General features: G+C 68.3%; 11 protein-coding genes and 1 tRNA gene. 10 read left to right on the forward strand and 2 right to left on the reverse strand.

Annotation, left to right across the window (positions count from 1 at the left end):
* Nucleotides 1-201 precede the first annotated feature (201 nt).
* The 9 genes from ACZ562_RS18010 (at nucleotide 202) to ACZ562_RS18050 (ending at nucleotide 10151) form a co-directional block, all read left to right on the forward strand.
* Nucleotides 202-2496, forward strand: coding sequence for an FdhF/YdeP family oxidoreductase (locus ACZ562_RS18010; RefSeq protein WP_471179687.1), 2295 nt, complete (start codon nucleotides 202-204; stop codon nucleotides 2494-2496).
* A gap of 53 nt (nucleotides 2497-2549) precedes the next feature.
* Complete coding sequence (locus ACZ562_RS18015; protein ID WP_471179689.1) at nucleotides 2550-3038, forward strand: hotdog fold thioesterase; 489 nt, start codon at nucleotides 2550-2552, stop codon at nucleotides 3036-3038.
* Between the two features lie 69 nt (nucleotides 3039-3107).
* Nucleotides 3108-3521, forward strand: a complete 414-nt coding sequence (locus tag ACZ562_RS18020; protein WP_471179691.1) for a hypothetical protein — start codon at nucleotides 3108-3110, stop codon at nucleotides 3519-3521.
* Complete coding sequence (locus ACZ562_RS18025) at nucleotides 3518-4129, forward strand: Tat pathway signal sequence domain protein (RefSeq protein WP_471180315.1); 612 nt, start codon at nucleotides 3518-3520, stop codon at nucleotides 4127-4129. Before ACZ562_RS18020 ends, ACZ562_RS18025 begins: the two co-directional genes overlap by 4 nt.
* 287 nt (nucleotides 4130-4416) lie before the next feature.
* On the forward strand, nucleotides 4417-5646 hold the full coding sequence (locus ACZ562_RS18030) for a branched-chain amino acid ABC transporter substrate-binding protein (RefSeq protein ID WP_471179694.1): 1230 nt from the start codon (nucleotides 4417-4419) through the stop codon (nucleotides 5644-5646).
* 110 nt (nucleotides 5647-5756) lie between these two features.
* Nucleotides 5757-6689, forward strand: a complete 933-nt coding sequence (locus ACZ562_RS18035) for a branched-chain amino acid ABC transporter permease (protein ID WP_471179696.1) — start codon at nucleotides 5757-5759, stop codon at nucleotides 6687-6689.
* A gap of 5 nt (nucleotides 6690-6694) precedes the next feature.
* Nucleotides 6695-8521, forward strand: a complete 1827-nt coding sequence (locus ACZ562_RS18040) for a branched-chain amino acid ABC transporter permease (protein WP_471179699.1) — start codon at nucleotides 6695-6697, stop codon at nucleotides 8519-8521.
* Between the two features lie 5 nt (nucleotides 8522-8526).
* Nucleotides 8527-9438 (forward strand): ABC transporter ATP-binding protein, encoded by a 912-nt coding sequence (locus tag ACZ562_RS18045; RefSeq protein ID WP_471179701.1) that lies wholly within the window; start codon nucleotides 8527-8529, stop codon nucleotides 9436-9438.
* A complete protein-coding gene (locus ACZ562_RS18050; protein WP_471179704.1) occupies nucleotides 9435-10151 on the forward strand; it encodes an ABC transporter ATP-binding protein in 717 nt (238 codons plus the stop codon). Before ACZ562_RS18045 ends, ACZ562_RS18050 begins: the two co-directional genes overlap by 4 nt.
* Before the next feature lie 99 nt (nucleotides 10152-10250).
* On the opposite strand, the gene ACZ562_RS18055 is transcribed toward ACZ562_RS18050, so the two are convergent.
* Nucleotides 10251-10907, reverse strand: coding sequence for an ANTAR domain-containing response regulator (locus ACZ562_RS18055; RefSeq protein ID WP_471179706.1), 657 nt, complete (start codon nucleotides 10905-10907; stop codon nucleotides 10251-10253).
* A 105-nt stretch (nucleotides 10908-11012) separates the two neighbouring features.
* Here ACZ562_RS18055 and ACZ562_RS18060 point away from each other — a divergent pair.
* Nucleotides 11013-11096, forward strand: a tRNA-Leu gene (locus tag ACZ562_RS18060).
* 121 nt (nucleotides 11097-11217) lie between these two features.
* On the opposite strand, the gene pyk is transcribed toward ACZ562_RS18060, so the two are convergent.
* Nucleotides 11218-12648 (reverse strand): pyruvate kinase, encoded by a 1431-nt coding sequence (gene pyk / locus ACZ562_RS18065; RefSeq protein ID WP_471179708.1) that lies wholly within the window; start codon nucleotides 12646-12648, stop codon nucleotides 11218-11220.
* Nucleotides 12649-12834 lie beyond the last annotated feature (186 nt).

A 12834-nucleotide genomic window follows, 5' to 3' on the forward strand; every position in this document is an offset into this window, starting at 1 on the left:
CCCGGCCGGTTCGGCTCCCCCGGACTCCGCCGTCGTCGTCGATCACTGTTGCCGCGGACGGAGCGGAGAGACGTGCGCGGGGAGATCCTGGGCGGCCGCAACCACTGCTCGCCCGTTGCGTACGCCCGGCCGCAAGCAGTGTCGGCGGCGCGTGCGAGGATCGGAGTCGTACTCATACGTGTGCGTGAAGGAGAGTGCGCGATGGCGACGAAGCCGCCCAAGGGTGATCCGGTTCAGGACGCGCCGCAGGTCGCCGGGCCGAAGCACGCGGCCGCGGGGCTCCCGGCCATCGGGCACAGCCTGCGCATGGCCCAGCAGCAGATGGGCGTGAAGCGCACCGCGCTGACCCTGCTGCGGGTCAACCAGAAGGACGGCTTCGACTGCCCGGGCTGCGCCTGGCCGGAGCCGGAGCACCGGCACGCTGCGGAGTTCTGCGAGAACGGCGCCAAGGCGGTCGCCGAGGAGGCCACCCTGCGCCGGGTCACGCCGGAGTTCTTCGCCGCGCACTCCGTGGCCGACCTGTCCGGCCGCAGCGGCTACTGGCTGGGCCAGCAGGGCCGCCTGACGCACCCCATGTACCTCCCCGAGGGGGGAGAGCACTATGAGCCGGTCACCTGGGAGCGTGCCTTCGACATCGTCGCCGAGGAGATCGCCGCCCTCGGCTCTCCCGACGAGGCCCTCTTCTACACCTCCGGACGCACCAGCAACGAGGCGGCCTTCCTCTATCAGCTGTTCGCGCGCGAGCTGGGCACCAACAACCTGCCCGACTGCTCGAACATGTGCCATGAGTCGTCCGGCTCGGCCCTGTCCGAGACGATCGGCATCGGCAAGGGCAGTGTCCTGCTCGAGGACCTTTACAAGGCCGACCTGATCATCGTCGCCGGCCAGAACCCCGGCACCAACCACCCGCGCATGCTCTCCGCGCTGGAGAAGGCCAAGGCGAACGGGGCGCGGATCATCAGCGTCAACCCGCTCCCCGAGGCCGGCCTGGAGCGCTTCAAGAACCCGCAGACCCCCAAGGGCCTCACCGCCGGTGCCGCCCTCACCGACCTGTTCCTGCAGATCCGCATCGGCGGCGACCAGGCACTCTTCCGCCTGCTGAACAAGCTGGTCCTCGAGACGGAGGGCGCGGTCGACGAGGACTTCGTCCGCGAACACACCCACGGCTACGAGGAGTTCGCGGCCGCCGCCCGCGCCGCGGACTGGGACGAGACGCTCACGGCGACCGGCCTGTCCCGGCAGGAGATCGAGGAAGCCCTGCGCATGGTCCTCGCCTCACAGCGCACCATCGTGTGCTGGGCGATGGGCCTCACCCAGCACAAGCATTCCGTGCCGACCATCCGCGAGGTGGTCAACTTCCTTCTCCTGCGCGGCAACATCGGCCGCCCGGGCGCGGGCGTGTGCCCGGTGCGCGGCCACTCGAACGTGCAGGGCGACCGCACGATGGGCATCTTCGAGCGGCCGGCCCCCGCCTTCCTGGACGCCCTGGAGAAGGAGTTCGGCTTCGCCCCGCCGCGCGAGCACGGCTACGACGTCGTACGGGCCATCCGCGCTCTGCGCGACGGCGAGGCGAAGGTCTTCTTCGCGATGGGCGGCAACTTCGTCTCCGCCTCTCCCGACACGGAGGTCACCGAGGCTGCCATGCGGCGGGCCAGGCTGACCGTGCACGTGTCGACGAAGCTCAACCGCTCGCACGCCGTCACGGGCGCGCGTGCCCTGATCCTGCCGACTCTCGGCCGCACCGAGCGCGACCTCCAGGTCGGCCCGAACGGGAACAGCGCGGAGCAGTTCGTGACGGTCGAGGACTCCATGGGCATGGTGCACGCCTCCCGGGGCCGCCTGGAGCCCGCGAGCGCGCACCTGCTGTCCGAGCCGGCCATCGTCTGCCGCCTGGCCCGGCGTGTGCTCGGCGAGGAGAGCAAGGTCCCGTGGGAGGAGTTCGAGAAGGACTACGCCACGATCCGTGACCGCATCGCGCGCGTGATCCCCGGTTTCGAGGACTTCAACGCGCGCGTGGCGCACCCCGGAGGCTTCGCTCTTCCGCACGCCCCACGCGACGAGCGCCGCTTCCCGACCGCCACCGGCAAGGCCAACTTCACCGCCGCACCGGTGGAGCACCCCGAGCTGCCCGAGGGCCGCCTCCTCCTGCAGACGCTGCGCTCGCACGACCAGTACAACACCACGATCTACGGCCTCGACGACCGCTACCGGGGCATCAAGAACGGCCGCCGGGTGATCCTGGTGAACGCGGAGGACGCGCGGACGCTCAAGGTCGCCGACGGCTCGTACGTCGACCTGGTGAGCGAGTGGAAGGACGGCGTGGAGCGGCGGGCGCCCGGCTTCCGGGTGGTGTTCTATCCGACGGCCCGGGGCTGCGCGGCCGCGTACTACCCGGAGACCAACGTACTCGTCCCCCTGGACGCCACGGCAGACACGAGCAACACCCCGGCCAGCAAGTCCGTCGTGGTGCGTCTGGAACAATCGACCACCGACTGAGCGTTTGCTCAGCCAGAAGTCGTTACCGGTCAAGACGAACGGAGCCCCGGCCCATGGGCGAGCAGCAGCACGTGAAGTTCCCGCAGGAGGTCATCGACGAGTACGCCGCGCTCGGCGTCGACCTCCCGGCCCTGTTCTCCGCCGGCCACCTCGGGACGCGCATGGGCGTGCAGATCGTGGAGGCCTCCGCGGACCGGGTCGTCGGGACGATGCCGGTGGAGGGCAACACCCAGCCGTACGGTCTGCTGCACGGCGGAGCCTCCGCGGTGCTGGCCGAGACGCTGGGCTCGGTCGGCTCGATGCTGCACGGCGGCACCTCCAAGATCGCCGTCGGCGTCGACCTGAACTGCACCCACCACCGAGGCGTGCGCTCCGGCCTGGTCACCGGCGTGGCCACGCCCGTGCACCGGGGCCGGTCGACGGCGACGTACGAGATCGTGATCAGCGACGAGCAGGGGCGGCGCGTGTGCACCGCGCGCCTCACCTGCCTGCTGCGGGACGTGGGCCCGGCCGACGGGGAGCGGGTGCGCGCGGCAGGCTGACCGCCGCGCACCGGCGGGGCCCCGCCCCGCCTCTGGCCCGATCACCCGCACAGGCCATAGCGTCATGGCATGCAAAAGGGAGTAGCCCCCCGGCCGGGGGCCGTGCTCGGATTCGGGCTTGCGCTGGCGCTCGCGACAGGCACCTTGGTCAGCGGATGCGGGGAGTCGGGGGAGTCGGACGCCACGGGCGCCGAAGACACCACCTCCGCATCCGCGTCGGCCACACCCCCGGAGGACCTGTGCGCGCGGATCGTCGCCCACTGGTCGCGCGAGGTTCTGGACGAAAACACCTACGGGGACTACCAGTCGATGGGGCTGTCCAACGGACAGTACGAGATCCTGCGGGACGTCGTGGACGCAGCCCGGGCCGAGAAGAAGCGCCAAGGAGCCGCAGCCGCAGACGAGTTGATCGACCGCGGGGCGCGTCAGGGCTGCGAGGACTGGTACCGCACCGGCGGTCCGAGCAACGGGCCGTGGCAGTGAGCGGCGTCGGCCCCGTGGAGCCGGGCGAGGGCACGCGCGCGCGGGACACGACGCCGAACTCCCCTTCCCCGCCCGGCCGTTCGCGCGAGCGTCTCGCACCGTGGTACGCCGGGCACCGGCGCGCGGCCCTCACCGCGGCCGCGACCGCCGTCCTCCTGGCCGGCGGCGGCTACCTCTACGCGACCCGGCCGCATGAGCCCCCGCCGCCCGAAGTGCCGTACCCCGCCCAGGCGGTCGACGTCACCTACCTCGATCAGGTGACCACGCCGAAGGGAGTCCGGCCCAGGACCTTCAGCTTCGCGGTGGAAGTGAGCGTGCCGTCCGGTCCGCAGGTCACCGTGACTGGGATTTCCCAGCCCTATGCCGGCCTGTCCCTCACATCGGCTCCACGGACCCCGTTCCGCACGAAGGCGGGATCGAGTCGAAAGATCGTCATCACGATGCATGTGACGGAATGCCAGAAAGCGCCACAGAGCGCCGGACTCCCTTTCCTGGATGTAACCCTGCGTAATACACGCGCAATACAAGTGCAGAGTTACATCCTGGGCGCACGCTACGAAGAGCACCTGTCAGAGGCCCTTCAAGTCGCCTGCAACCACACTGGGTAATTACCAAAACGCCTTACGCACCTGACCCACCTAGGTGGGTCCTGCAGGTTCTCACTATCTGGACAGGACAAATCGGCTTGAATTCCACTGTTCTGCCCTCTCAGTACCGCTCTGCATTACGACGTGTCATAACAAGAGCGTCACAGCCTCCGTCAGACCCTCCTCCATGTTCCCCACCCGCCCTTAGAGTCACGCCCAGTCACCGCGCCACCGAAATATCACTTCGGCCGACAGCGCAGACTCGGCCTCTTCCAGAGGGGAGAGAGCCGCCAGGGAAAGGACTGATCGTGCGTCAACGCTCACTCATCGCCATCACCGCCGCGCTGGCTGCGGGAGCACTCACCCTCACCGCCTGCGGCTCGCGCGACGAGAAAGGCGGCTCGGACTCCGGTACCGGCGGAACCACCGTCACCATCGGAATCGACGCCCCACTGACGGGTGACCTGTCCGCGCTGGGCCTGGGTATCAAGAACTCCGTCGACCTCGCCGCCAAGACGGCCAACAAGCAGAAGCTCGTCGACGGCGTCACCTTCAAGGTCGAAGCGCTCGACGACCAGGCGCAGCCCTCCTCGGGTCAGCAGAACGCCGCCCAGTTCGTCGCCGACAAGAACGTCGTCGGCGTCGTCGGCCCGCTGAACTCCTCCGTCGCCGAGTCCATGCAGAAGGTCTTCGACGACGCCAAACTCGTCGAGATCTCCCCGGCCAACACCGGCCCGGCCCTCACCCAGGGCGCCGACTGGCAGAGCAAGCAGGTCCGCCCCTACAAGTCGTACTTCCGCACGGCGACCACGGACGCCATCCAGGGCCCCTTCGCCGCCCAGTACGTCTACAACGACGCCAAGAAGAAGAAGGTCTTCGTCATCGACGACAAGAAGACCTACGGCGCGGGCCTCGCCGCCACCTTCACCGAAGAGTTCAAGAAGCTCGGCGGCAAGATCGTCGGCACCCAGCACATCGACCCCGACTCCAAGGACTTCTCCGCGGTCGCGACCCAGGTGAAGAACTCCGGTGCCGACGTCGTCTACTACGGCGGCGAGTACCCGCAGGCCGGCCCGCTCAGCAAGCAGATCAAGGCCGCCGGAGCCAAGGTCCCGCTGGTCGGCGGCGACGGCATCTACGACCCGACCTTCATCCAGCTCGCGGGCGCCAAGAGCACCGGCGACCTCGCCACCTCGGTCGGCGCCCCCGTCGAGACCCTCTCCTCCGCCAAGCAGTTCGTCGCGGACTACAAGGCGGCCGGCTACAAGGAGGAGTACGCGGCGTACGGCGGCTACTCCTACGACGCCGCGTGGGCGATCATCCAGGCCGTGAAGTCGGTCGTCGACGCCAACGACGGCAAGCTGCCCTCCGACGCCCGCGACCAGATCACGGCGGCCGTACAGAACGTCTCCTTCGACGGTGTGACCGGCAAGGTCGCCTTCGACAAGTTCGGTGACGCCACCAACAAGCAGCTCACCGTGTACGCCGTCGAGAACGGTGCCTGGAAGGCCGCGAAGTCCGGTACCTACACCGGCTGACCCACCCCCACCACCCGAGAGCCGCGCGAGGCGCCGCACCACCAGGCGCCCCGCGCGGACTCGCATCCGGCCACATCCGTCGAAAGCCCGATAGTCTCGGAGGACATGCGGTGAACGAACTGCCGCAGCAGCTGGTCAACGGCCTGCTACTAGGATCCATGTACGGGCTGGTCGCCATCGGCTACACAATGGTCTACGGCATCGTCCAGCTCATCAACTTCGCCCACGGCGAGATCTTCATGACCGGGGCCTTCGGCGCCATCACGGTCTACCTCTACATCCTTCCCGACGGCACCTCCATGGCGATTGCCCTGCCACTGATGCTCGTCGGTGCCATCCTCGTCGCCGTCACGGTCGCCGTCGGGGCGGAACGGTTCGCCTACCGCCCCCTGCGCAACGCGCCACGCCTCGCCCCCCTCATCACCGCCATCGGCCTCTCCCTCGCACTCCAGCAGGCCGTCTGGGCCTGGTACCCCGAGGCCGACTCCCCGATCACCTTCCCGGAGATCCAGGGCGGGCCCTTCAACATCGGCGACGTCACCATCCAGACCGGCGACATCTTCCTCTTCATCGCCGCTCCCATCAGCATGGCGATCCTCGCCTACTTCGTCATGAAGACCCGCACCGGACGCGGCATGCAGGCCACCGCCCAGGACCCCGACACCGCGAAGCTCATGGGCATCAACACCGACCGCATCATCGTGATCGCGTTCGCCCTCGGTGCCGCCTTCGCCGCCGTCGGATCCGTCGCCTACGGCCTCAAGTACGGCCAGATCGACTTCCGCATGGGCTTCATCCTCGGCCTCAAGGCCTTCACCGCGGCCGTCCTCGGCGGCATCGGCAACATCTACGGCGCCATGATCGGCGGCCTCGTCCTCGGCGTCGCCGAGACCATGGCCACCGCCTACATCGCCGACGTCCCCGGCATGGACAAGCTCGGCGGCCAGTCCTGGGCCAACGTCTGGGCCTTCGTACTCCTCATCCTCGTGCTCCTCTTCAGGCCACAGGGCCTGCTCGGCGAGCGCGTCGCGGACAGGGCGTGACACCGATGACCACACAGACCACCCCCTCCCAGACCCCCAGCGTCCCCAGCGCGGGCACGCCCAAGGGCCTCATCGGCATCCCGCCCGCCATCGGCCGCGCCCTCGCCACCGCCGGCGGCGCCGGAGCCATCGTCTCCACCTTCCTCGCCTGGACCTGGACCCCCGCATTCCCGGGCGACCTCACCTGGTACGGCGAGCCGGGCGGCCTCCAGGTCCTCGTCCTCATCGGCGGCGTCCTCACCACCCTCTTCGGCCTCGCCTCCTACGGCGTCAAGGGCCTCGGCTGGCTGACCCCCGCCGGCGCCGACAGCGCGCTCAAGCTCGCCGCACTCGGCACCTTCGCCACCGCCTGGTACACGATCCTCGCCATCAGCACCAAGCTCGGCGGCCTCGTCAACCTCGAGCCGGGCGGCTGGATCGCCGGCCTCACCACCCTCGCCGCCGTCCTCGGCGCACTCGCCCTGCCCTTCGAACGGCCGGCGCCCGACCCGATCGACCCCGACGACACCGGCTGGGAGCAGTTCCGCCACAACGCGCGCCACACGCGCACCGTCATCAAGGCGGCCGTCGCCACCGGCACCCTCGCCCCGGCCCGCAAGATCCCCGCCTACGCCGAAATCCTGGTCATCGTCGCGGCCATGACCGTCGGCCTGACCGTCTTCACCTACGGCATCGGCACCGAGTACGACGAACTCTTCGTCGGCTTCCTCATCACCGTCGGCTTCGGCTTCGGCGCCCTCGCCAAGGCCGGGCTCGTGGCCCGGGTCTCGGCGATCACCGCCAAGCACCGCAACATCACGATGCTCGGCGCCTTCGCCGCCGCCGCCGCCTTCCCCTTCACCCAGTCCGACGACCAGTACGCGACCATCGGCGTCTACATCCTGATCTTCGCCACCGTCGCCCTCGGCCTCAACATCGTCGTCGGCCTCGCCGGCCTCCTGGACCTCGGATACGTCGCCTTCCTCGGCGTCGGCGCCTACACCGCGGCCCTGGTCTCCGGCTCCCCCTCCTCACCCCTCCACGTCCACTGGCCCTTCTGGGCCTCCGCCATCCTCGGCGCCGTCGTCGCCATGATCTTCGGCGTCCTCATCGGTGCCCCCACCCTCCGCCTGCGCGGCGACTACCTCGCCATCGTGACCCTCGGCTTCGGAGAGATCTTCCGCATCACCGTCCTCAACATGGACGGCACCTCCGGACCCGACGTCACCAACGGCTCCAACGGCATCTCGTCGATCCCGAACCTCAACATCCTCGGCTTCGACTTCGGCCAGGAACACAGCATCCTCGGCTTCAGCATCGCGCGATTCGCGAACTACTTCCTGTTGATGCTGCTCATCACCCTGATCGTCGTCGTCGTCTTCCGACGCAGCAGCGACTCCCGCATCGGCCGGGCCTGGATCGCCATCCGCGAGGACGAGACCGCCGCACTCGCCATGGGCATCAACGGCTTCCGCGTCAAGCTCATCGCCTTCGCCCTCGGCGCCTGCCTCGCCGGCCTCGCCGGCTCCGTCCAGGCACACGTCACCTACACGGTGACCCCCGAGCAGTACCAGTTCGCCCACGTCGTACCCCCCAACTCGGCCTTCCTCCTGGCCGCGGTCGTCCTCGGCGGCATGGGCACCATCGCCGGACCCCTCGTCGGCGCCGCACTGCTCTACCTGATCCCGGCCAAGCTCCAGTTCCTGGGCGACTACCAGCTCTTCGCCTTCGGCCTCGCGCTCGTCATCCTGATGCGCTTCCGCCCCGAAGGCCTCATCCCGAACCGGCGCCGCCAGCTCGAATTCCACGAAGAGACGGAAGCACCCGCAGTCCTCAGCAAGGCAGGGGCCTGACCACGATGACTACCGACACCACCACGCAGGGCGCCACTCCGGGCGCCACCGCCCCCGGGCAGACCGTGCTCGACGCACGCGGCGTCACCATGCGCTTCGGCGGCCTCACCGCCGTACGCAACGTCAACTTCACGGTCAACAGCGGCGAAATCGTCGGCCTCATCGGCCCGAACGGCGCCGGCAAGACCACCTTCTTCAACTGCCTGACGGGCCTCTACATCCCCACCGAGGGCGAAGTCCGCTACAAGGGCAACGTCCTGCCGCCCAAGTCCTTCAAGGTCACCGCGGCCGGCATCGCCCGCACCTTCCAGAACATCCGCCTGTTCGCCAACATGACGGTGCTGGAAAACGTGCTCGTCGGCCGCCACACCCGGACCAAGGAAGGCCTGTGGTCGGCACTGCTGCGCGGCCCCGGCTTCCACAAGGCCGAAGCCGCCTCACGCGCCCGCGCCATGGAACTCCTCGAGTTCGTGGGCCTGGCGAAGAAGGCCGAACACCTCGCCCGCAACCTCCCCTACGGCGAACAGCGCAAGCTCGAGATCGCGCGAGCGCTGGCAAGCGAGCCGGGCCTGCTCCTGCTCGACGAGCCGACGGCCGGCATGAACCCCCAGGAGACGCGGGCCACCGAGGAACTGGTCTTCGCCATCCGCGACAGGGGCATCGCCGTCCTCGTCATCGAGCACGACATGCGCTTCATCTTCAACCTCTGCGACCGAGTCGCCGTCCTCGTCCAGGGCGAGAAGCTCATCGAAGGCGACAGCGCGACCGTGCAGGGCGACGAGCGAGTGATCGCCGCCTACCTCGGTGAACCCTTCGAGAACGCCCCCGGCGACGCGGAAGCCGCCGAAGTAGCAGCCGCCGAGGCCAACGCCGACACCACGACGGACGCCGCGCCCGGCAAGGAGAACGACCGATGACCGCACTCCTCGAGGTCGAGGACCTCCGCGTCGCCTACGGCAAGATCGAAGCCGTCAAGGGCATCTCCTTCAAGGTCGAAGCAGGCGAGGTCGTCACCCTCATCGGCACCAACGGCGCCGGCAAGACCACCACCCTGCGCACCCTCTCCGGCCTGCTCAAGCCGGTCGGGGGCCAGATCAAGTTCGACGGCAAGTCCCTGAAGAAGACCCCCGCCCACCACATCGTCTCGCTCGGCCTCGCCCACTCCCCCGAGGGGCGGCACATCTTCCCGCGCATGACGATCGAGGACAACCTCCGCCTCGGAGCCTTCCTCCGGAGCGACAAGGCGGGCATCGAGAAGGACATCCAGCGCGCCTACGACCTCTTCCCGATCCTGGGAGAGCGCCGCAAGCAGGCCGCGGGCACCCTCTCCGGCGGTGAGCAGCAGATGCTGGCCATGGGCCGCGCGCTCATGTCCCAGCCCAAGCTGCTCATGCTCGACGAACCCTCCATGGGCCTCTCGCCGATCATGATGCAGAAGATCATGGCGACCATCGCCGAACTCAAGTCCCAGGGCACGACCATCCTGCTCGTCGAACAGAACGCCCAGGCGGCGCTCTCGCTCGCCGACCACGGACACGTCATGGAGATCGGCAACATCGTCCTCTCCGGCAGCGGGCGGGACCTGCTGCACGACGAGTCGGTACGGAAGGCGTACCTCGGCGAGGACTGAGTTCCCTCTGCCGGTCGAACGACGAGGCCCGCACCCCCTTCCCGGGGGCGCGGGCCTCGCTCGTGTCGTGGGGCCGACCTCGCTTACGGGGCCGGAGCCTCAGCCCTTCGACGCCTTCTTCTCGTCGGAGTCCTGGATGACCGCCTCGGCGACCTGCTGCATGGACATCCGACGGTCCATGGAGGTCTTCTGGATCCACCGGAACGCGGCGGGCTCGGTCAGCCCGTACTCCGTCTGCAGGATCGACTTCGCGCGGTCGACCAGCTTGCGGGTCTCCAGGCGCTGGGTGAGATCGGCGATCTCGTTCTCCAGCTCCTTCAGCTCCGTGAAGCGGGAGACGGCCATCTCGATCGCCGGAACCACGTCACTCTTGCTGAACGGCTTCACGAGATACGCCATCGCACCGGCGTCCCGCGCGCGTTCCACGAGGTCGCGCTGCGAGAACGCGGTGAGCATCAGCACGGGGGCGATGCGCTCCTCGGCGATCTTCTCGGCCGCCGAGATGCCGTCCAGCTTGGGCATCTTCACGTCGAGAATGACCAGGTCAGGCTTGTGCTCGCGGGCGAGCTCGATGGCCTGCTCACCGTCACCGGCCTCGCCCACTACGGTGTAGCCCTCCTCCTCCAGCATCTCTTTGAGGTCGAGCCGGATCAGGGCCTCGTCCTCGGCGATGACGACACGGGTCGTCAGCGGAGGGACGTGCGACTTGTCGTCGTCGGGCACGTCTACGGGCTGGGGCGACTCGGGGGCGGTCACGGGGGGCTCCTTGTTGCGGGCCGGGCAGGTGGTGCTGCTAACGCAGCCTACCTAGAGGCGGGGGGCCGCGGTGACCCGGTATGATTCCCGACAGCCACTCAGCTTGCCCGGTTGGAGGAACTGGTCAGACTCGCGGCACTCAAAATGCCGTGCCCTTTGGGCATGTGGGTTCGAATCCCACACCGGGCACTTTGGAAGCGGATGTTCACGTTCTCGTGAACATCCGCTTTTTACTGCGCGCAGCCACGATCAGTAACGCAGAGTGGTCGGATGGCCACCTCAGCCACTACTGAGCATCGGGTGCCCGGCCTTACGAGTCGTCCTCGCCCACGTGGTGCACCCGGACGAGGTTCGTCGAGCCGGAGACGCCCGGCGGGGAGCCGGCCGTGATGACGACGACGTCGCCCTTCTCGCAGCGGCCGTACTCGAGCAGGAGTTCGTCGACCTGCTCGACCATCGCGTCCGTCGAGTCGACGTGCGGCCCGAGGAAGGTTTCCACACCCCATGTCAGGCTCAGCTGGGAGCGCGTGGCCGGCTGGGACGTGAAGGCCAGCAAGGGGATCGGGGAGCGGTAGCGGGACAGGCGGCGGACCGTGTCTCCCGACTGGGTGAAGGCCACCAGGAACCTCGCCTCCAGGAAGTCGCCCATTTCCGCCGCCGCGCGGGCGACCGCTCCGCCCTGCGTGCGCGGTTTGTTGCGTTCGGTCAGTGGAGGGAGGCCCTTCGCGAGGATGTCCTCCTCCGCTGCCTCGACGATCTTCGCCATGGTGCGGACGGTCTCGATGGCGTACTTGCCGACGCTGGTCTCTCCGGACAGCATCACCGCGTCGGTGCCGTCGATCACCGCGTTCGCGACGTCCGAGGCCTCCGCCCTCGTCGGCCGCGAGTTGTCGATCATCGAGTCGAGCATCTGGGTGGCGACGATGACGGGCTTGGCGTTGCGCTTGGCGAGCTTGATCGCGCGCTTCTGGACGATCGGGACCTGTTCCAGCGGCATCTCCACGCCCAGGTCTCCCCGCGCGACCATGATGCCGTCGAAGGCGGCGACGATGTCGTCGATGGCTTCGACCGCCTGGGGCTTCTCGACCTTGGCGATGACGGGGAGGCGGCGGCCTTCCTCGTCCATGATGCGGTGGACGTCGTCGATGTCGCGGCCGCTGCGGACGAAGGACAGCGCGATCACGTCGAAGCCCGCCCGCAGCGCCCATCGCAGGTCTGCCTCGTCCTTCTCGGAGAGGGCGGGGACGGAGACGGCGACCCCCGGCAGGTTCAGGCCCTTGTGGTCGGAGACCATGCCGCCTTCGATGACGGTGGTGTGGACGCGGAGGCCGTCGACGGCGGTGACCTCCAGGCAGACCTTGCCGTCGTCGACGAGGATGCGTTCGCCGGGGGTGACGTCGGCGGCGAGGCCATTGTATGTCGTTCCGCAGTTCTCGCGGTCTCCTTCGACGCCCTCTTCCACGGTGATGGTGAAGGTGTCGCCGCGTTCAAGGAGTACGGGTCCTTCGGTGAATCGGCCGAGGCGGATCTTCGGGCCTTGAAGGTCGGCGAGGATTCCGACGCTGCGGCCGGTCTCGTCGGAGGCCTTTCGCACATGTTCGTAGCGCACCTCGTGCTCGGCGTGGCTGCCGTGGCTGAGGTTGAAGCGGGCGACGTCCATTCCGGCTTCGACCAGGGCTTTGATCTGGTCGTACGAGTCGGTGGCGGGGCCCAGGGTACAGACGATCTTTGCTCGGCGCATGGTTCGAACCTATGACTTACCGGTGGGTAGGGAATTGGCGGTGCATGACTACTCAACAACCTCTGGGTGAAGCGCTATTGACAAGTGTTTAATTGTGCGGCCGGGTGCTCCGATGAGCGTTCAAGGAAACGTGAAGTCCATGATTTCGACCATCCTTTCGAAATCCTGACGAATGTGCTCAGCACT

It is taken from the genome of Streptomyces sp. NPDC040410, from assembly GCF_055595715.1.